Origin of the sequence: Neorhizobium tunisiense (genome assembly GCF_039631515.1) — a bacterium.
Lineage (GTDB): Bacteria > Pseudomonadota > Alphaproteobacteria > Rhizobiales > Rhizobiaceae > Neorhizobium.
Window position 1 is genome coordinate 683,349 of the sequence record NZ_JBDIUU010000002.1, and the last position, 19,999, is coordinate 703,347.

The following is a 19,999-nucleotide window of genomic DNA, read 5'->3' on the forward strand; positions in this document are numbered from 1 at the left end:
TCTGCGGACGACCATGCGTTATTTGCAGGCCGCCACTGCGCCGGCCTTGGCGCCCTGGCAGGCTTCGGCCTTGCTGATCCAGCCTGCCTCGATGACGAGGTTCAGGTTGTCCTTGGTGATGGCCTGCGGCTTCAGGAAGACCGACTGCATCTTCACCTTCTTCGGACCGCCGTCAAAGGTCTGGACGCCCTTGATTTCCGTCAGCTTCTTGCCGCCGGCAAGGGCCAGAGCGATTTCAGCGGCGTTCTTGCCGAGTTCGCGCGAGTCCTTCCAGACGGAGACCGTCTGGGTGCCGAGAGCAACGCGGTTCAGAGCCGCCTTGTCGGCGTCCTGACCGGAGACCGGAACCGATCCTGCCAACCCTTGAGCGTCGAGTGCCGCGATAGCACCGCCGGCAGTGCCGTCGTTGGATGCGACGACCGCGTCGACCTTGTTGTTGTTCTTGGTCAGGAACTGCTCCATGTTCTTCTGGGCGTTCTCAGGCTTCCAGCCGTCGGTGTAGGCTTCGCCGACATTCTTGATCTTACCGCCGTCGATCGCGGCCTTCAGCACTTCCATCTGGCCGGCGAACAGGAAGTCCGCGTTCGGATCGGAGGACGAGCCCTTGATGAAGACGTAGTTGCCTTCAGGCTTTGCCTTGAAGACGCCCTGCGCCTGCAGGCGGCCGACTTCCTTGTTGTCGAAGGTGATGTAGAAGGCAGCCGGGTTTTCGATCAGGCGGTCGTAACCGACGACCGGGATGCCTTCGGCGGTTGCCTTTTCGACGGCCGGGCCGATGGCGCTCGAATCCTGTGCCAGAACGATCAGCGCGTTGGCGCCTTGCGAGATCAGCGACTCGACGTCGGTGAGCTGCTTTGCGGCGGAAGACTGGGCATCAGCGGAAATATACTTGGCGCCGGCAGCCTCGAGTGCCTTCTTGATGGCGGCCTCGTCGGTCTTCCAACGCTCTTCCTGGAAGTTCGACCAGGAAACGCCGACGACGAGATTGGCTGCCATGGTGGCGGAATGCATGGAAACGAGGATGGCCGCGCCGGCCATCAGCTTTACGAATGATTTCATAATGTCCTCCCGAGTGACGGCGGATGGGCCCTAGCCTCCGTGCTCTCCCCCCCGCCAGATAATCTGCCGGATAAAGCGTCCAAGCTTTTTCTCGACAGTCGAGAAATTAGATGTCAGAGATTCCGAAGGCTGTCAATCGGCACTTGTGGAGGGCAAGGCACTGCCGTATCGACAGTTGGAGTGAGGGAGGCTGCAGGCGGAATGCTGGCGAAATCGAGCACGGAACTGGTCCGGCAGCAGAACAGCGCGCTCGTGCTGTCTGCGCTGCGTCGCCACGGCCGGCTCGCGCATACGGAAATCTCGGATGCGACCGGGCTGGCGTCGGCGACGATCTCCTCGATCACCGCCGACCTGGAGCGTGCCCGCATCATCGAAAAGAGCGAGCAGCAGGCGACCGTCGGCCGCGGACGGCCGCGCGTGTTGTTCAGCCAGCGGCGCAATTGCGGCTATCTCATCACCGTCATCATCTCGTCGGACCTGATCCAGTATTCGCTGGTCGACTACGCCGGCACGCTGCTCGACCGGTTCAGCGAACCGCGCGGCGAGGGCGGCGCCGCGGCCTTCCTGGCTGCCATCTCGGCGGGGCTGGAACGGGCCGTCGAACGCTCCCGCATCGACCGCAGCAGCGTGCTGCTCGTATCGGTCAGCAGCAAGGGGCTGGCACATCCGACAGAACCGGTGCTCGTCTGGTCGCCGGTCTTCGGTTCCCAGCCTGTCGATTTCGCCGCGGCGCTGAAAGGCGGCTGGCAGGCCAAGGTCATCCTCAACAACGAGACGCGGCTGGTGGCAGGTGCGCTGCTCGAACGCCAGGTGAAGACGCAGGGCGGCGGCGAGCCGGTTCTGGCCGCGCTTTCGCTCGGCCACAGCATCGGGCTCGGAATCGCGCGCCGGGTCGCTGGCGGTGTTCCGGAAATCTCGGCGCCTAATTTCGGGCACATGCTGCATATGCCGAACGGCGGGCTTTGTCGCTGTGGCGCGCGCGGCTGCGTCGAGGCCTATGCCGGTTTCTACGCCATCCTGCGCGCCGCCTTCGAGGTGCCGGTGGATACGATCCCGGCCAAATTCGTGCCGGTCGCCGAAATCGACAAGATCGCCGCCCGCGCCCGGCAGGGCAATCGCATGGCGCAGCTCGCGTTCCGCAATGCGGGCGCAGCGTTGGGCTACGGCCTCTCGCGGCTTCTCAGCCTGCATGGCCATATGCCGGTCTTCATCACCGGTCCCGGCACCCGCTATCAGGACCTGCTGCAGGCGGGCATCGAGGAGGGGCTGGCGCAGACGCATGTGGTGCGGCTCGGGGGCATGCCGGGCCTGACCGTGGTGCCGGACGAACCCTCCCTGGTATTCGAGGGGCATCTCAACCTTGCATTTTCGATCGTCGACCAGGATATCATCGGTTCACGCCAGAGCATGCAGGCCGCCGGGGAATGACCTATGGCAAGTGACTGGTGGCGAACGACTGGCCGGGAGTTAAGACTATGATCGATCCGAACCATCCCTTCTACGAGCCGCTCTGGCGCCGGGTGCTGATCCCGGCGGTCTGCGCCGCCTGGGCGATATTCGAGCTGGTTGCCGGAGAGCCCTTCTGGGCGATCATCGTCGCCGCCATGGGCGCCTACGCCGCCTACAAGCTGTTCATCGAAAGGAAAAAGCCGCCGGTCGAGAGACCTGCCGACGAGCAGCAGGACCAGGATTTGCGCTAGCGCCAGAACAGGCCTTTGATCGCGGTGTCGATCAGCAGGTTGGCGGTCTTCATGCGGGTATTGGCGTTCTCCCGGAATTCCGGTGCGACGCCGTCTGGATGGTTGGCCTTGGCGAAATGCCGGCGTTTTTCGCCAAGCGTCGCCTCCGTGTCGGCAGCCGTGATGTCAAGCTCCGCCGCGATCTCCTCGGTCGTCAGCCGCAGCAGGTGGGCGGGGATGACTGGTGCCGGCGGTGGCTCTTGCCGCTCCTCTCGCGTCAGCACCGATTCGATTTCGATCTCGGTAACGTCGGGGAGGAAAGCGAAATAGGCCTCGGTCCCGGTGGCCGTCACCACCGGGCCGTCATCCGCCGGCGCGACGAAGCCCATACCGAGCCCCTTGATGCGGAAGCCCGTGCCAGTGTCTTCGGCCTCGTCTTCACCGTGCTCTTGCCTCAGTCGCGTCAGAACCGACTGGAAGACCGATTGCCCAAACAGCATGCGCCACCTCTTTTATGGGGCGGAACCAGAACATGCGAAGGTGGCGTCGAGCTTGTGCGGGAATATCGGCGACCGATCGGATGAGCCCCTTTTGCGGGCCCATCCGCCGTCAGGCTCACTTCAGCGTACGACGGGCTCGCCGTGATATCTGCGTTTTGAGGGTTTCGATACGCCGAACCCGACTTCCATCATCAGCCGGGGGTGATGTTTGGCGACCGTCCCCATATGGAAACCGAAGGGGTCCTCGACGAACCCGTAGCCCGCCTCGCCGGTCAGGGTGACGGCGCTTTCCTCTCCGTAGAATTCGAGCACTTCTTCTGCCGGATGCCCGACGAGCAGTGTCAACTGGTGCTTGAGACGCCGCTTCTTGTGGCTGCCGCGCATATAGACATGCGGTCCCGCGTCCTCATCGACATTCGACAGGTAGAAGAAGAACTTCAGCATCCGCCAGTCGTCGAGATCGAAATGAAACTTGAAAGAGGCACGGCTGAGGTCGGCCTCCGAAGCGGATTGGGTCGGAAAGCTCCACCACGTCCGGGTGGTGATCAGCCTGGCTTCACCACCGAGATAGTGCCTTGCGACATCCAGAAGAAGAGGATCCTGCTGCACCGCGACCGCCGCCTTGCAACCGGCGATCCTTTCGAAATGGTGACCGCTCAAGATCGCCCGCCCGAATCGGCGTTCCGCTTCCGCGTGTTCGCCGGCACGAAATTCGAGCTTCCGCTCGAAATTGCCGAAGCAAGGGGTTTCGGATGCAAAACGGGCGATCTCCTGCCGAATCGCATCGGGCAGGACGAGGCCGGTGAAGATCCCGTTCCGTCTGAGTTCGTCGGCGACCTTATCGGCTTCGATATCGCCGAACATCGATGTTCCCGTCGGCGCGGACTTCGAAACCCGCCTGGCGGTCAGCCAATGCGCCCGCCTGAACGGAATTGTCCGGGCCAGAAGGAACATGGGAAGCCAGGCCGGGTTTTCCCGCAGATCGGTGAAATAGGTGGGCAGGCGTGCGGCCATTCGCCGGAAAGTTCCGCCATGACGCGCGATCGATTCAAGATCCTGCGGCTTGGTTTTGGACGTCTCAAGCATCTGGTATCCTCATTCAGGCATGGCATTTGCCATGCGTTTCGGTAACCCGCAGCCCCGCGCATCGTAGGCAGCAATAGTCCATGCCGCAATGCAGCATAGATTGCCGCCTCCCGGATCTTCAACCCTTGAACTGCTTGCGAAATTGGGAACGCCGCCCGTGGTTAACAAACCATTGCGCCGCGCGACGGTCTGAGCCGGTGATTTTAGGGTCGGCCGAGAACGCCTGCTATGCCAGACAACGCCCCGGTCCCGAAGCGTCTCTCACCCCTGGGACTGCGTCTGCTGGCTTTGGCTTTGCGCCACCGTCAGGGAAACCTTGAGGTTTTCGCCGGCGGGGCCAAGGCGCATGCCGGAGACGGGGGCGCAGTCGCGGTAGCAGAGGCCGGAAGCGACCCGCACATAACTGTCATTCGGGCAGATGTTGTTGGAGGCGTCGAAGCCGACCCAACCGAGGCCCGGCAGAAACACTTCCGCCCATGCATGGGTCGCCGCCTGTTCCGTCGTGCCTTCCATCAGCAGGTAGCCGGAAATGTAGCGCGCCGGGATATCGAGCAAGCGGGCAGCAGCGATGAAGATATGCGTATGGTCCTGGCAGACGCCGGTCTTTGCCTCCAACGCCTGCTCGGCTGTCGTTTCGGTGCCGGTCGCACCGGGCACATAGGCGACGGTCTCGTGGATCGTTTCCATCAAGGCATGCATCCTGGCGAGCTCGCTGTCGCCCTCGAGGCTTTTGGCGAGTTCGCGGATGAGCTTGCCCGGCTTGGTCAGCGCCGTGTCGCGCAGGAACAGCCAGAGCGGGCAGAAACCCTGGTGCGGGCCAAAGACGCCGGCGCGATCCTCGGTCTCCACCTCGCCCGAGGCAGTGATGCGGATCGTGTGCTCGGTGCCTTCGATCGAGACGAGTTCGACCCGGTTGCCGAACTGGTCGGCATATCCGGCCTCGATCTTGGCGCCGTCGACGCTGACGGCCCAGTTGAGCACCTTCTGGCCGGGGCCGTCGATCGGCGTCAGCCTGAGACGTTGCAGCGAATAGGGCACCGGCTTGTCGTAGAGATATTCGGTCGTGTGGGAGATCTTCAGCCGCATGTGCGGTAAATCCTGTGCCTGTTGGGCCTACTGATAAAAGCGGTAGCCTTCGGAGATTTCGGCGCTGAGCTGGTTGTTGCGGCTGACGAAATCCTCGAGGAACTCGTGCAGGCCCTGGTCCATGATGTCGGAGATCGAGCCTCGCTTCAGCGTCGAATGGATCGCTGCCGCCGTCTCGTGGGCCTTCAACTGCTCCCCATAGGTTTCCCCAAGGTAGCCGAGATTGCTGACGATCTTCTCGTAACAGTAAGCCAGTGATCGCGGCATCTGCACTTTCAGGATGAGGAAATCGGCAATGTTGGCGGACTGGTATTCCCCGTCATAGACCCATCCGTAGGAACGGTGGGCCGAGACCGAGCGCAGGATCGATTCCCATTGGTAATTGTCGAGCTTCGAGCCGACCTGGCTGATTGCCGGCAGCAGCACATAATATTTCACGTCGAGAATGCGGCTGGTATTGTCGGCGCGTTCGATGAAAGTGCCGATGCGCGAGAAATTGTAGAGGTCGTTCCTCAGCATGGAGCCGTGGAAGGCGCCGCGAATCAGGCCGCAGCGGTGCTTGATGACGTCGATCAGTTCCGGCAGGTCGGTCTGCTTCAGCTTGCGGGCGAGCCGGGCCTTCAGGTCGATCCAGCATTCGTTGGTCGCCTCCCAGGTTTCGCGGGTCAGTGCGGTGCGCACCATGCGGGCGTTGTTGCGCCCGAAGTCGATGCAGGACATGACGCTCGACGGGTTCGACGTGTCGCGCAACAGGTAATCGACCGCGTCCGCCGCCGTCAGTTCGGCGTGCACTTCCGAATAGGCTTCGCGCACGCCGGCGCTTTCGAGCACGCCGTGCCAGTCCTCGTCGGAGGAGCCGGCGCGGGTCAGTGATACGCGCAGGCCCGCATCGACGAGGCGGGCGATATTCTCCGCCCGCTCGATGTAGCGGAACATCCAGTAGAGGCCGTTTGCAGTTCTTCCGAGCATGTATTTACGACCTCAATCTTCCAGTACCCAGGTGTCCTTGGTGCCGCCGCCCTGGCTGGAATTGACCACCAGCGAACCCTGTTTCAGGGCCACGCGGGTCAGACCGCCGGGGATGATCTTCACCTTGTCGGAGACGAGCACATAGGGGCGCAGGTCGACGTGGCGGGGAGCGATCCCCTTGTTGACGAAGATCGGCACGGTGGACAGCGCCAGCGTCGGCTGGGCGATGTAGTTGCCGGGTTTGGCGGCCAGCTTCTCGGCGAATTCGGTACGTTCCTTCTTGCTTGCCGTCGGGCCGACCAGCATGCCGTATCCCCCCGAACCGTGCACTTCCTTGATGACCAGTTCCTCGATGTGCTCCAGCACGTATTTGAGGCTGTCGGGTTCGGAACAGCGCCAGGTCGGCACGTTCTCGAGCATCGCCTTGCGGCCCGTATAGAACTCGACGATCTCGGGCATGTAGGAATAGATCGCCTTGTCGTCGCAGATGCCGGTGCCGGGTGCATTGGCGATGGTGATGTTGCCGGCCCGGTAGACGTCCATGATCCCGGGAATTCCGAGCGCCGAATCCGCGCGAAAGGTCATCGGATCGAGGAAGTCGTCGTCGACGCGGCGGTAGAGTACGTCGATCGCCTCGTAGCCGCGGGTGGTACGCATCTTGACGCGGCCGTCGATGACGCGCAGGTCGCCGCCCTCGACGAGTTCGACGCCCATCTGGTCGGCGAGGAACGAGTGTTCGTAATAGGCGGAGTTGAATATGCCGGGGGTCAGCACCGCGACCCGCGGCTTGCCCTTGCAGCCGGGAGGGGCAAGCGAGGCGAGCGACTGGCGCAGCAGCCGCGGATAGTCCTCGACGCGCTGCACCTTGTTCTGCGCAAACAGTTCGGGGAACATCTGCATCATGGTTTCCCGGTTTTCCAGCATGTAGGAAACCCCGGACGGCGTGCGGGCATTGTCTTCCAGCACGTAGAACTGGTCCTCGCCGGTGCGCACGATGTCGGTGCCGACGATATGGGTGTAGACGCCGCCGGGCGGCTTGAAGCCGATCATCTCGGGAAGGAAGGTGACGTTCCTCTCGATCAGCGCACGGGGAATGCGGCCGGCCTTGATGATCTCCTGCTTGTGGTAGATGTCGTCGAGGAAGGCGTTGAGCGCCAGGACCCGCTGCTCGATGCCTTGCGCAAGCTTGCGCCATTCACGAGCCGAGATGATGCGCGGAATGATGTCGAAGGGGATGAGCTTTTCGGAACTGTCTGCGTGTCCATAGACCGCGAAGGTTATGCCTGTCTTCCTGAATATGTTTTCCGCGTCCTGGGTTTTGCGGATCAGGTGCGCAGCGTCCTGACTGGCATACCATTCGTGGTAGGTCTTGTATGGCGGTCGCGGAAGGTTTTCCGCAGTCAACATTTCATCAAATGCCAAAGGCGCATTCCCCTTTTTTGGCCATAAGAATACAACGGTGCAGGCAATGCAAGAACTGTGCGCAATTCACGGAAAAGAATTCCGCGCGTCAAAAAACACGGGCTCCATGCTCCACCTGCCAGTAAACGCGCTGATTCTGGCACTCGGCAAGCGTCCTGCTTTAGGACGAGGTGAATAAGCCTCCTGCCTTGAAAAACGTCATCTGCCTCGAGTGCTGTCTAAGCATTGTTCAAGCGCTGCTTATCGCAATCATCAGTTTTTCTGCTTTGACGATGAAACGGGGTGGGAATAAGCAGGCGGCTTCCATGCAAACGGCCGCTGCCGAAATCTCCCCCCGGACATCCCAATCATGCTCGACCGCCTGGCTCCGGCTCTCTTCGTCTTCCTCTGGTCCACGGGCTGGATCGTCGCGAAATATGCGGCGGTGCACGCCGATCCGCTGACGTTTCTGGCCGGACGACACGCGCTTGCCGCTGCGGCGTTTTTCGTCGTCTGCCTGATCACCCGGGCAAAATGGCCGAAGAGCCGTACCCAGATCGGCCATGCGATGTTCTCGGGCGTTTTCCTGCACGGCCTTTATCTCGCCGGCGTCTGGTATGCGATCGGGCAGGGCGTGCCGGCCGGCCTTTCCGGCATCATCGCCGGCCTGCAACCGCTCCTGACCGCCATGGTCGCGCCGCTTTTCCTCGGCGAACGCCTCAAGCCCTTGCAGAAGATCGGCCTGGCGCTCGGTTTTGCCGGCATCCTGATCGCCATCTCGCCGCAGCTTCTCGACCTCTTCGAACGCGGCTTGGCTGGGCTGGCGGTTCCGGTGCTGATCAATCTCGTCGCCATGACCTCGGTCACCTACGGCACGCTCTACCAGAAGCGGCACCTGCAGGAGGGCGACCTCTTTTCGATCGCCACGCTGCAATTCGTCGGTGCTCTGATCGTCACGATCCCGCTGGCGCTCAGCCTTGAAACCTTACGCTTCGACTGGACGCATGAGGCGATCTTTGCCATGGCCTGGTCTGTCCTCGGCCTGTCGATGGGCGCCGTCGGCCTGCTGCTCTACCTCATCCGCCGCGGCCAGGTGTCCCGCGCTGCCTCGCTGATCTACCTGATGCCGCCGGTGGTGGCGATCGAAGCCGCGATCCTCTTCGGCGAGCCGCTGACCCTACCGATGATCGTCGGCACGGTGATCGTGGTCGCCGGCGTCTACATGGTGAACCGGAGGGCTTGAGGGAGTTCTTCATTCGGGTCAGGAAACGGGTGTCGATGCGGGCAGGGCAGGCTTAGACAGCGGATGTAACCCAACAGGAGCTACATCATGCTGACCAACAAAGTTGCTATCGTTACCGGCGCATCAAGCGGCATCGGCCGGGCCGCCGCCCTTCTCTTCGCCCGGGAGGGGGCTGCCGTTGTCGCCAACGCGCGAGGCGAGGCGGAATTGCGGAGGCTTGTTTCCGAGATCGAGGCGGCCGGCGGCCGCGCGATTGCCGTGGCAGGTGATGTCGCGGACGAGGAGACCCATCGCAGATTGCTCGAAGCAGCGCTTGGCCGGTTCGGCGGTCTCGACATCGCCTTGAACAATGCCGGTACGGTCGGGCCCTACAAGCCGCTGGCGGAGGTGACGCGAGAGGAGTGGCAGCATACCCTGGCCATGAACCTCACGAGCGCCTTTCTCGGCGCCCGCCGGCAGGTCCCGGCCATGCTCGAACGCGGCGGCGGGTCGATCATCTTCACTTCCACCTTCGTCGGCACCAGCGTCGGTATCGCTGGCATGGGGGCTTATGGCGCGTCCAAGGCCGGGATCATGGGTCTGGTGAAAGGGATTACCGCCGATTACGGAGCGCGGGGCATACGCGCCAATGCGCTGCTGCCCGGCGGCACGGACACCCCAATGGCCGGCGACGCGGCACAAAAGGAATGGGCGGCGGGCCTGCATGCCCTCAAGCGCATCGCCCAGCCCGAGGAAATCGCCCGGGCGGCACTTTTCCTGGCGAGCCCGATGGCGAGCTTCGTGGCCGGGTCTGCGCTCTATGCCGATGGAGGCAATGCGGCGGTCAAATGACAAAAAAGAGGCCGCGCGAGCGGCCTCTTTGCTTCATTTCCTTACGCAGGGTTTCCTTACGCCGGGCGGCGTGTGCGGCCCTGCTGGCCGGACCGGTTGTCGTTGCCGAACTTTACCGGGCCTCCGTTGCCGCCAGTGGCCGGCCGGGCGGCTTCGACGCGCGGGCCGCGATTGTTGCGCTGGGCAGCTGGCTCATGGGCGCCGTGTGCGGCATGGGGGTTCTGGCCGCCATTGCCGCCCTTGCGGTGTTCCTTGCGGGGCTCGGTGCGGGCCGGACGGCCTTCGCCGTTCTGGGGACCGAACTGCTTCTTGACCGGGCGGAAATCCGACGTGGTCGAGAGGTCGTTGTCGACTTCCGGGCGCGGAGCGTCCTCGCCGCGACGCTGGCCGCGGAAATCGTCGTTGCGACGGTTGTCGCGCTGCGGGCGGTCACCATGGGGACGATCGCCATTGGCGCGGGCCGGACGCTGGGGACGGTCGCCGCTCTCGGCGCCTTCCGCTGCGAAGAACGGCTTGCGGGCCGGACGGTCGCGACGCTCGGGACGGCCTTCGCCGGCGGCACCGCGTGCCTGGCCGTTGCCGCCACGGCCGCGATTGGCCGCGCCGCCGCGGTTGTTGTTGCCGGCACCGCCGCGTGGCTGGCGGCCGCCTTCGGGGCGTTCGCCGGATGCGGTGGTGATCTCGATGTTCATCAGGCGCTCGATGTCGCGCAGCAGACGTGCTTCGTCGGGAGCGCAGAAGGCGATCGCGATGCCGTCACGACCGGCACGTGCAGTACGGCCGATGCGGTGAACGTAAGCGTCCGGTACTTCCGGGAGATCGTAGTTGAAGACGTGGGTAACGCCGGGGATGTCGATGCCGCGGGCAGCGACGTCGGTGGCGACCAGAACGCGGATCTCGTTGTCACGGAAGGCCTTGAGGGCGCGTTCGCGCTGGCCCTGGCTCTTGTTGCCGTGGATCGAGGCGACCTTGAAGCCGACATGCTCGAGATGCTTGGAGAGCTTCTCGGCGCCGTGCTTGGTGCGCAGGAAGACCATGGCGCGGCCGGTCGGGTTTTCTTCGAGCGACTTCTTCAGAAGGTCCGTCTTGTCGTTCTTGCCGACCACGAAGTGGACGAACTGTTCGACCTTGTCGGCAGCCTTGCCCGGAGGCGTGACCGAGACCTGGACCGGATCCTTGAGGAAGTCGGAGGCAAGATCTGCGATCGCCTTCGGCATGGTCGCCGAGAAGAGCAGGGTCTGGCGCTTGTTCGGCACCATCTTGGAAATCTTGCGCAGATCATGGATGAAACCGAGATCGAGCATCTGGTCGGCTTCGTCGAGAACGAGGTAACGAACCGCAGTCAGGCCGATGGCACGGCGGGCGATCAGGTCGAGCAGGCGGCCCGGGGTGGCGACGAGAATGTCGGTGCCCTTCTCGAGCTGGAGCTGCTGCTTGTTGATCGAGGCGCCGCCGACGACGGCGTTGATCTTCATCGGGGTGCCGCGCACGTAGCTCTTCAGGCTGGCGGCGATCTGGTTGACCAGTTCGCGGGTCGGGGCGAGGATGAGCGTGCGGGTGGTGCGGTTGTCAGGACGCTTCGGGTCCTTGGCAAGCATTTCGATGATCGGGAGACCGAATGCGGCGGTCTTGCCGGTGCCGGTCTGGGCGAGGCCGACCATGTCGCGGCCTTCGAGAAGCTGGGGGATGGCCTGGGCCTGGATCGGGGTCGGCGTTTCGTAACCGAGCGCAAAAAGAGTGGCTACGGTCTGCTTGGACAGACCAAGCTCGTGGAAATTCGTCAAGTCGAATACCTTTTCGGGGCGCCAAAAGCGTATCGCCGGACTGGCACCATGCCGTCCGGTCTGCCTTTGGCGTCAAGAACCCCGCGTGAAGTGGGAACTTGCAAGTTGGAAATTGCTCTCCAGCGCTTAAACCCTCCGGGATCGAGGGCGATCTATCTTTGCGCCTTGTTCCTTCTTCGCGGTGTCTTTAATGACGCGGGGCCAACTCACGCGGCGGCCGGAAGGTGAAAGCTGAAGCGCATTTGGTGGTTTTCCGGGCAAAAGTCAAGCAGATGTTTCGCAATCGCGAAATGCAGCGGCCTGCCCGCTGCGGCCGTAGCGGCGCTCAGAATGCCCCCGTCAAAGAAAAGAGCCTGCGTCCGCCGGCGACGGAAACAGGCTCTGTAGGATAGCGATCAGCCTTGTGGGTCAGCGCGAGCAGACCTCGACGCGATAGGGTTCGCCGTAGCGGTTGCGGCGCCATTCGAGCTCGCAGACCGGCGGGTAGTCGCGGTAATAGGCGCGGCGGTAATAAACGGGCGGCGGGGGCGGGGGAGCATAGTCGTATTCCGGCTCCACATATTCAGGCTCGGCATAGACGGGCCGCTGTGATCCGGCGACGATCGCGCCGCCAATGATACCGCCGGCAAGGCCGGCCGCCACGCCGGGCCAAACGTCGCGATGGCGGTCGCGGGCTTCGGCCGCTGGAGCTGTCACCGTCAGGGCGCCCGCAACGGACAGTGCGACGAGGCCGAGTGATATCGTCTTTTTCAGTGCCGACATGTTTTTTCCTTTCCCTTTTTGTCCTCAAGGGGTGGAGAAATCGTGGCGCGCAAAGGCGGCGGATTGATGAAGACGATTTCCCGATAGTCTGAACGGACGTTCAGCTTCATGCCGCTTTCGGTTGATTTTTGTCAAGCCTGAGCAATCGCTAATGGAGATCATGGCGACAACATGGCAGCAAGATGGAGAAGTTTTGGCGCCGCGACCAGGGCCTCGCTTCGGATTTTGTGTCCGATTGCGCCGCAACGCCTCCATCCGAGCCTGCGGGCGATCGATCCCGGCAATAGTGGAATTCGACCTGAGATTGTGCTTTTCGTCACGTCGGGATGCCCCTGATTGACAAATGCCAGAAACAATAAGTCGTACCGTTTCAACAACACGATATTAACACTCGCTATGGTGTTATCAGTCGATTGGGAGACAAACGAATCGAGCCGGATATCGGCCGGCACGAAGGAGCGGGGGAAGGTGGACACGGAAAGCGAACTCTTGAAAACGGCGTGCGAGCGGATCAACGATCTCGCCGAGCCCGCCTTCATCAAGGACAGCGCCCTCATCTACGTGGCGGTGAACGCCGCCTATGCACGCCTTTTCGGCATGCATCCCAGCGAATTTGCCGGCAATACCAGCCGCGGCCTTGCAGGCGCGTCGGACGACGCCGACCGCAAGGAAAAGGAATGCCGGACGATCGTGTTCGGCACCGATGAAACGGCGCTCTGCTTCGACCGCTCGGGCGCCGTCCGCCATGAGATCCATATCGAGCGTTTCCTGACGGAGGACGACCACACCTATCTTTTCGGCACGTTTGCAGCGGTTCCGGGTGCCGCAGTTCCGGGCATTGGCGCCGTTTCCGAGCCAAAGGACGTTGTCCCGCTTGCCGGCACCTCACTCTCCGGTGCAAAGCCCATCGCGCCGTTCTCGCCGTTCAACAACGCGCTTCTCGACGATGCCCTCGACATGCTCGAAATGGGCATCGGCATCTACGACAAGCACAACGTTCTGCTCTACTGCAATTCCCAGTTGATCAATCATTTTGCGTCGATCTCGATCGATGTCCGGCCGGGTATCACGCTCAACGATATTCTCGGATTTGCCTATGATCGCCGCCAGCGCGTGTCGCCGGCGAGTTTCGGTCCCAATGCGCCAGATCGGGAGGCATGGATCGCCGAGCGGATGAAGCCGTTCGAGCTTCCCTATTCCGAAAGCACCGACCAGCTTTCCGACGGGCGCTGGTTGCGGAGCATCAACAAACGCCTCGAAAACGGCCTGCTGATCGCCATCCGCCATGACGTGACCGAATTCAAGGAGCAGGAAATGCTCCTGCGCACCCATGTCTCGGAGACCGACCTGTTCCGCGCCGTCCTCGAAGACTTGCCGGTGCCCGTGTTCGTGCGCAACAGCGACCGCCAGCTCACGTATGCGAACGCCGCGTACGAGGCGATGCTCGGCAAGCCCAGAAGCCATTTTCTCGGCAAGACCGAAACGGAAATGTTCCCTGACGCGGCCGATCGTTTCCGGATCGAAAACGACCGGGTGATGAGCGGCGAGGACATCGAGAAGTCGGAGGAGATCACCTTTCCCGACGGATCGGTCGTCCCGGTCATCACGCATCTGCGCCGGGTGACCACCAATGACGGCGCGCACAACCTCGTCGGTTCGCGCATGGACGTCTCCCGCATCAAGGAGGCGCAGAACAAAGCCGAGAAGATGGGCAAGGATCTGCAGACGATCCTGCACACGATGCCCGTCGGCGTGGCGATCCTCGACCAGCAGTTTCTGTTCGAATACGCCAACCCGGCCTTCTATTCCTTCTGGGATGCCGGCGAGCAGTTCGATCTACCCGGTCGTTCCTACCGGGACTTTCTCAAGGTCAATTTCGACCACGGCATCTATAGCGGCTCGACGCGCAGCTTCGAGGAAATCTACCAGGAGCGCATCGCCGCGCTGACCGATGGCCAGGAGCGGCCGCCGATCGAGGTGAAAAGCCGCAATGGTCTGGTGATCGTCATTTCCGGCACCCAACTCAGCGGTGGAAAGATCCTGCTGAGCTACATGGACATTACGGCCGTGCGCAAGCGCGAGCAGGAGATCCAGGAAGCCCGCGCCGCGCTGGAAACCCACGGCGCGCTGATGCGCGACGCGACGAGCGCGATGTCTCAAGGGTTGCTTATCCTGCACGACGGCGAGATCATCTTCTCCAACGACGCGCTGCCGGCCATGCTCGACATGTCCGCCGAGATGGTGGGCGCCGGGGGGCTGTGGCGCGATCTCTTCCGCCATTGCGTCGAGCGTGGCGATCTCGGCACGCCCGAGGAGGCGGCAGCGACCCTCCAGGCCTGGGAAGACAATGTCGCAGCCGGCAAGCCGGTGTTTGCCGCTTTCCGTGTCGACGGCCGCAAGTGGATCCATGTCGAGGCCAAGCTCACCGGCAGCGACCACTGGCTGGCGGTGTTCACCGACGTCACCGAAATGAAGAGCCGCGAGGAGGAACTGACCCGCCTCCTGCAGCGCGCCGAGGCCGCCGACCGCGCGAAGTCGGAATTCCTCGCCAATATGAGCCACGAGATCCGCACGCCGATGAACGGCGTGCTCGGCATGGCGGAACTGCTCGCCAAGTCCAATCTGGACACCCGTCAGAAGACCTTCATCGACATCATCGTCAAGTCGGGCAACGCGCTGCTGACGATCATCAACGACATTCTCGACTTCTCCAAGATCGATGCCGGCCAGATGAAGCTGCGCAAGGCGCCGTTCGATCCGGTCGAGGCGATCGAGGACGTGGCGACGCTTTTGTCCTCATCGGCCGCCGAGAAGGATATCGAGCTCATCGTGCGCGGCGACGCCTCGATCCGCGAGACGGTGATGGGGGACGCTGGGCGTTTCCGCCAGATTATCACCAACCTCGTCGGCAATGCGGTGAAATTCACCGAAAAGGGGCATGTCTTCATCGATCTGAGGTCGGAGGCGAAAGACCCCGGCGAGATGATGCTGTCGATCCGCATCGAGGACACCGGGCTCGGCATTCCCGAAGAGAAGCTTAAATCCGTCTTCGAGAAATTCTCGCAGGTCGATACGTCCTCGACGCGCCGCCACGAAGGCACCGGCCTGGGGCTGGCGATTACCGCCGGTCTCACCGAACTCTTCGGCGGCTATATCGACGTGACGAGCGAAGTTGGGCGCGGTTCGGTCTTCACCGTGCATCTGCCGTTCCAGGTGGTCAGCGAACGCAACGTCCTGACGGCCTTGCCGATCAACACCAGCGGCGCCCGCATCCTCGTCGTCGACGACAATGCCGTCAACCGCCGCATTCTCACCGAGCAGCTTACCATGTGGGGCTTCGACACGGTCGCAGCCGACAGCGGCGCCGAGGGTCTGGCGATCCTCAGCGAAGCCGCGCGTATCGGCGTTTTCGTCGATGCGATCGTGCTCGACTACCACATGCCGGAAATGAACGGGCTCGATTTCGCAAAACACCTCAGGCGCGACGTGCGCTTCGACGGCACCGGTGTGGTTTTCCTGACCTCGATGGACATGGCCGGCGACGACAGCATGTTCGCCGCCCTCAACATCCAGGCGCATCTGATGAAGCCGGCGCGCGCCAATCTGCTGCGCAGCACGATCATCGACGTGGTCCGTTCGATCCGCACCAAGCGCAAGGCTGCCGACGCGGGTCAGGCGGCGGCTCGGCCTCAGACGACAGTGCGGCCCCCCGGGCCGGTTGCCGTACCCACGCTGGTTGCTTCGACCCCGGCGATTGCCGAAGAGCCGGCGGCCCCGGTCTCAACGCCGCCCATGCAGGCGGCGCCGACGCTCGACGTGCTGGTTGCCGAGGATAACGAGGTCAACCAGATCGTCTTCACCCAGATCCTGCAGACCACCGGCTGGCTGTTCCAGATCGTCAAGAATGGTGCGGAAGCGGTCGAGGCGTGGAAAAAGCACGATCCGGCGGTCATCATCATGGACGTCTCGATGCCGATCATGAACGGGCATCAGGCGACCCAGAAGATCCGCGAGCTGGAGCAGCAGACCGGCACCCATACGCCGATCATCGGCGTCACGGCGCATGCGCTCGAGAGCGACCGCGAACTGTGCTTCCAGGTCGGCATGGACGACTATCTTTCCAAGCCGATCAGCCCGGAGGCGCTGGAAGCCAAGGTCCGCAACTGGCTCGGCGGTGCGATCGTGAGTTCCGTTTCGAACTGAGCGGGCAGGACGTGGCCAAGCCGGTCAATATCGCCTTTCCCGGGCCGCCACCCGCGCGGTGCCGGCAATCGAGAAGGCGGGCATGGTGTCGGTAATCCTCATCTGCACCCTACCCGTTGTCGGGTGAAAGTTGATCCAACGCGCCAGATCGTCGCCGAGGCTGGTGTCGACGAGCTTGATGCCCTCCTCCAGAAGGAACCGCCTGGCGAATGCGGAATTGAGGGATCCCGGATCGTAGCCGCTCGACTTTCGGGTGCGGCCGCCAAAGAGCTTGGCCCTAAGATTTTGGCGTTCGGCACCGGAACCATAAAGAGCGTCGACCAGCGTGCGCATGGCCAGATCGCCGTAACGTTCGGGGTGTTCGGTGATATCCAGCCCGCCGCTCGTGGGCAGGATGAAATGGTTCATTCCCCCGACGTTGGTGACGGGATCATAGATGCAGGCCGCGACACAGGAGCCGAGAACGGTCATCAGTACCGTACCGGGATCGGCAGAGACCGCATATTGACCGCCAAGGACATGAATATGGTGGGGGTCCGTGAAGTTCATCTAATGCTCCATTCCCGTGCATGCGGAGAGTACTTTCGCGCAAAAGTATGAAGGTGCTACGCGAACGGGAAGGCCCAACAATGAATGGCAAGAAATACTGGCCGATACGTATTTCGTAATTCGAAGGGTGGTCCGCGCTTGATCTGGAGCGGCATGGGCGCATTTCGCCGATGTGGAGCGACGATTAGTCCCGCCGCTGATTGGGCAGGATCGAGACTCCGCACGGCGGCGCTTTCGGCAAAGCCCGATGGAGACCGTCCCGGTCGATTCCGTCACAAGGGCCCTTCTGCCAAAAGAGGTTTTTCCGTTCAGGGACCATTAATCACGGCATGTGCATTGTTCGGGAATATCGAGCCTTTTGCCGCCGCTTGCAGGCACTGCTCGGTGGAAACGGAGACGCTTGTGATGAAGAAGATAATTGTCTCGGCGCTGATCCTGGCCGCCACCTGCACCAGCATCGTGATGCCGGCCGGCGAAGCCGCGGCCCAGCAATGGGACAGGCACTACGATCGATACGACCGATACGACCGATACGATCGCCGGCCCCCGCCACCTCCGCCGCGCAGGCATCGCGATAACACCGGTGCGGTGATCGCCGGCGGCTTGGCAGCAGGCGTCATCGGCGGCCTGATCGGCGGCGCTCTCGCCAATGACGGCGGACCGCGCTACATCGACCCGCCACCGCCGCCCCGGCCGCGCTGCTGGTTCGAGGACCGCCGGGTCCGTAACGCCTATGACGGCGGCTGGCACATGGAAAGCCTGCGCGTCTGCCAGTAGGCGGAACACGAGATGGGATTGAGCTGCAGCCGGTCTTCGGGCCGGCTGTCTTGCGTCCGGCCGATCCGATCAGGGTGCCGGCTTGATGCCGCACAGCATCTCGCGCTTGCCCGCAAAACCCGGCCGCCGCTCGACCGTAAAGCCGGCCGATTGAAGGTTTCGGCGCACGAAGCCGGCGGCGGCATAGGTGCCGAACGTGCCGCCGGGCAAGGTCTTGTCGTGGATTGCCTGCATGATCTCAAGCGACCACATGTCGGGATTGCGCGACGGCGCAAAACCGTCGAGGAACCAGGCGTCGAAATCCGCCTCGGCTGCGGAGACCCCTTCGAGCGCCGGGCCGCAGACGACCGTCAGCCGGGTCTGGGCGTCGGCCTCGATCACGACATGCCCGGCGGGTTCGTCCGGCCAGGCTTCGGCCAGCGCCCGCCGTTCCGCATCGATCTCCGGCCACCGGGCGAGCGCCCGGTCGATCTCCTCGCGCTGCATCGGGTAGAGCTCGAACGAGGTGAAATGAAGCTTCGCGCCTGCGGGGCGGACAAGCTTCCACTGCCGCCAGGTCTCGCAGAAGTTCAACCCCGTGCCGAAGCCGAGTTCGCCGATCCGGAAAGTCCGGTGCCCTTCCCAGCGTTCCGGCAGGCCATTGCCGGCCAGGAACGTATGGCCGCATTCCAGCCGGCCGTCGGTGCGGCAATAAAAGTGATCGCCAAACTTTTGCGAATAGGGCATATCGCCGTCATGCCAGTCCAGGGTCTGGCTTTGGGTCGCACGAATTTCAGGATCACGGTTGCTCATGGGACATGCGGATAATCCTGCCGGCTCCGGCGGTCAATCTCATGTCCTGCCACCGTCTGCCGATCTCGTCATCCTTGGTGGTGGCATCATGGGTCTGTGGGCGGCCGTCAAGGCCGAGCGACTGGGTATCCGTACACTGCTTGTCGACGCCGGTCCGTTGGGGCAGGGGGCAAGCGGCGGGTTGCTCGGCGCCCTGATGCCGCATATGCCCGACAAGTGGAACGACAAGAAGCAGTTCCAGTTCGATGCCCTCCTGTCGCTGGAAGACGAGATCATTGAACTCGAAGCCGAGACCGGCGTGCTCTGCGGCTACCGCCGCTCCGGCCGGCTGATCCCGCTGCCGAAGCCGCATTTGCGGAAGATCGCGCTCGGGCACTCGGCCGATGCGGAAGCCTGCTGGCGGCGCGGCGACCGTCGGTTTCATTGGCATGTGCTCGACCGCCCCCTGCAGAAAGGGTGGCCGGATGCCGCATTCGCGGCTGCCGGACTGGTGCATGACACGTTTGCAGCCCGCGTTTCACCGCGCAGCCTCGTCGCGGCGCTCGTCGCCTTCCTTCGGTCGGCCAGCAATGTCCGGATCGTCGAAGGCCTGGAGGCGGAGACGATCGACTCGGCGGCAAGTAGGATTATATTCCGCGACGGCGAAATCGTCACCTTCGGCCACTGCATCGTCTCGGCCGGCCACCGGTCCTTCTCCCTGCTTCAAGGAATTTCGCCGCCGCTGAAGCGTGCTATCGGCCAGCCGGTCAAGGGGCAAGCGGCGCTCCTCAAGGCCGATATCGATCCCGCCCTGCCGGTGATCTTCCTGAACGGCCTTTATGTGGTCGCCCATGAGGGCGGTCACGTCGCGGTCGGCAGTACCAGCGAGGATGTGTTCGACGACCCGTCCTCGACCGATTCTCAGTTGGACGAGCTGATCACGCGCGCCCGGACGCTCGTGCCGGCCCTGGCCCTGGCCCCCGTCGTCGAGCGCTGGGCGGGATTGCGGCCAAAGGCGATCGACCGCGATCCGATGGTCGGCCCGCATCCCGATCACGCCCGAGTGATCGCGCTCACAGGTGGTTTCAAGGTGAGTTTCGGGATCGCGCACAGGTTGGCGGATGCGGCCCTAAACGCCGTGAACGGCCGGGAATCGCGACTTCCGGCGTCGTTCACGCTCGCCAATCACCTTGCCGTCGCCTCGCGTTAAACGCGAACTTTTGATCCCTCGCGTCGTTATTCTGTCACGCAAATCACTTAACCCCCACGGCAGGGATTGTTGAGCAATGCGTAAAACAC

17 protein-coding genes are annotated in these 19,999 nt (G+C 62.9%); 7 read left to right on the top strand and 10 right to left on the bottom strand.

Annotated elements, in window-relative coordinates; genetic code table 11:
- Window positions 1-18: 18 nt before the first annotated feature.
- Window positions 19-1,059: a D-xylose ABC transporter substrate-binding protein gene (xylF, locus tag ABCW43_RS12420; RefSeq protein WP_345924695.1), complete on the bottom strand. Its 1,041-nt coding sequence runs from the start codon at window positions 1,057-1,059 to the stop codon at window positions 19-21.
- A gap of 201 nt (window positions 1,060-1,260) precedes the next feature.
- On the opposite strand from xylF, the gene ABCW43_RS12425 reads away from it, so the two are divergent.
- Together ABCW43_RS12425 and ABCW43_RS12430 are read left to right on the top strand one after the other, a co-directional pair.
- A complete protein-coding gene (locus ABCW43_RS12425) occupies window positions 1,261-2,487 on the top strand; it encodes an ROK family protein (RefSeq protein WP_345924696.1) in 1,227 nt (408 codons plus the stop codon).
- 47 nt (window positions 2,488-2,534) lie between these two features.
- A complete protein-coding gene (locus ABCW43_RS12430) occupies window positions 2,535-2,759 on the top strand; it encodes a DUF3329 domain-containing protein (protein ID WP_345924697.1) in 225 nt (74 codons plus the stop codon).
- Here the strand turns inward: ABCW43_RS12430 and ABCW43_RS12435 are convergent.
- The 5 genes from ABCW43_RS12435 to ABCW43_RS12455 all read right to left on the bottom strand — a co-directional run bounded on the left by ABCW43_RS12435 (window position 2,756) and on the right by ABCW43_RS12455 (window position 7,801).
- A complete protein-coding gene (locus ABCW43_RS12435) occupies window positions 2,756-3,238 on the bottom strand; it encodes a hypothetical protein (protein ID WP_345924698.1) in 483 nt (160 codons plus the stop codon). The two genes, ABCW43_RS12430 and ABCW43_RS12435, sit on opposite strands and share 4 nt — an antisense overlap.
- 120 nt (window positions 3,239-3,358) lie before the next feature.
- On the bottom strand, window positions 3,359-4,324 hold the full coding sequence (locus tag ABCW43_RS12440) for a hypothetical protein (protein ID WP_345924699.1): 966 nt from the start codon (window positions 4,322-4,324) through the stop codon (window positions 3,359-3,361).
- A 261-nt stretch (window positions 4,325-4,585) separates the two neighbouring features.
- Window positions 4,586-5,410 carry a transglutaminase family protein gene (locus ABCW43_RS12445; RefSeq protein WP_345924700.1) on the bottom strand — a complete coding sequence of 275 codons (825 nt, stop codon included), beginning with the start codon at window positions 5,408-5,410 and terminating at the stop codon, window positions 4,586-4,588.
- 27 nt (window positions 5,411-5,437) lie between these two features.
- On the bottom strand, window positions 5,438-6,379 hold the full coding sequence (locus ABCW43_RS12450; RefSeq protein ID WP_345924701.1) for an alpha-E domain-containing protein: 942 nt from the start codon (window positions 6,377-6,379) through the stop codon (window positions 5,438-5,440).
- Window positions 6,380-6,391: 12 nt separating this feature from the next.
- Window positions 6,392-7,801: a circularly permuted type 2 ATP-grasp protein gene (locus ABCW43_RS12455; RefSeq protein WP_345924702.1), complete on the bottom strand. Its 1,410-nt coding sequence runs from the start codon at window positions 7,799-7,801 to the stop codon at window positions 6,392-6,394.
- Between the two features lie 346 nt (window positions 7,802-8,147).
- Here ABCW43_RS12455 and ABCW43_RS12460 point away from each other — a divergent pair, with 346 nt between their 5' ends.
- Window positions 8,148-9,023, top strand: a complete 876-nt coding sequence (locus tag ABCW43_RS12460; protein ID WP_345925464.1) for a DMT family transporter — start codon at window positions 8,148-8,150, stop codon at window positions 9,021-9,023.
- Window positions 9,024-9,110: 87 nt separating this feature from the next.
- Window positions 9,111-9,854, top strand: a complete 744-nt coding sequence (locus ABCW43_RS12465) for an SDR family oxidoreductase (protein ID WP_345924703.1) — start codon at window positions 9,111-9,113, stop codon at window positions 9,852-9,854.
- A gap of 56 nt (window positions 9,855-9,910) precedes the next feature.
- On the opposite strand, the gene ABCW43_RS12470 is transcribed toward ABCW43_RS12465, so the two are convergent.
- A complete protein-coding gene (locus ABCW43_RS12470) occupies window positions 9,911-11,638 on the bottom strand; it encodes a DEAD/DEAH box helicase (RefSeq protein ID WP_345924704.1) in 1,728 nt (575 codons plus the stop codon).
- Window positions 11,639-12,046: 408 nt separating this feature from the next.
- Window positions 12,047-12,400, bottom strand: coding sequence for a hypothetical protein (locus tag ABCW43_RS12475; protein WP_345924705.1), 354 nt, complete (start codon window positions 12,398-12,400; stop codon window positions 12,047-12,049).
- A gap of 468 nt (window positions 12,401-12,868) precedes the next feature.
- On the opposite strand from ABCW43_RS12475, the gene ABCW43_RS12480 reads away from it, so the two are divergent.
- Window positions 12,869-16,603 carry a PAS domain-containing hybrid sensor histidine kinase/response regulator gene (locus tag ABCW43_RS12480; protein WP_345924706.1) on the top strand — a complete coding sequence of 1,245 codons (3,735 nt, stop codon included), beginning with the start codon at window positions 12,869-12,871 and terminating at the stop codon, window positions 16,601-16,603.
- Between the two features lie 24 nt (window positions 16,604-16,627).
- On the opposite strand, the gene ABCW43_RS12485 is transcribed toward ABCW43_RS12480, so the two are convergent.
- Entirely contained in the window at window positions 16,628-17,152 is a 525-nt protein-coding gene (locus tag ABCW43_RS12485; protein WP_345924707.1) for a chemotaxis protein CheD, read from the bottom strand.
- Window positions 17,153-17,557: 405 nt separating this feature from the next.
- On the opposite strand from ABCW43_RS12485, the gene ABCW43_RS12490 reads away from it, so the two are divergent.
- Entirely contained in the window at window positions 17,558-17,929 is a 372-nt protein-coding gene (locus tag ABCW43_RS12490; RefSeq protein ID WP_445738932.1) for a hypothetical protein, read from the top strand.
- A gap of 69 nt (window positions 17,930-17,998) precedes the next feature.
- Here the strand turns inward: ABCW43_RS12490 and mnmC2 are convergent, their stop codons facing one another.
- On the bottom strand, window positions 17,999-18,721 hold the full coding sequence (mnmC2, locus tag ABCW43_RS12495) for a tRNA (5-methylaminomethyl-2-thiouridine)(34)-methyltransferase MnmC2 (protein WP_345924709.1): 723 nt from the start codon (window positions 18,719-18,721) through the stop codon (window positions 17,999-18,001).
- Between mnmC2 and ABCW43_RS12500 the strand changes: the two genes are divergently transcribed.
- Complete coding sequence (locus tag ABCW43_RS12500) at window positions 18,720-19,910, top strand: NAD(P)/FAD-dependent oxidoreductase (RefSeq protein ID WP_345924711.1); 1,191 nt, start codon at window positions 18,720-18,722, stop codon at window positions 19,908-19,910. The genes mnmC2 and ABCW43_RS12500 overlap by 2 nt on opposite strands.
- Window positions 19,911-19,999: the final 89 nt, after the last annotated feature.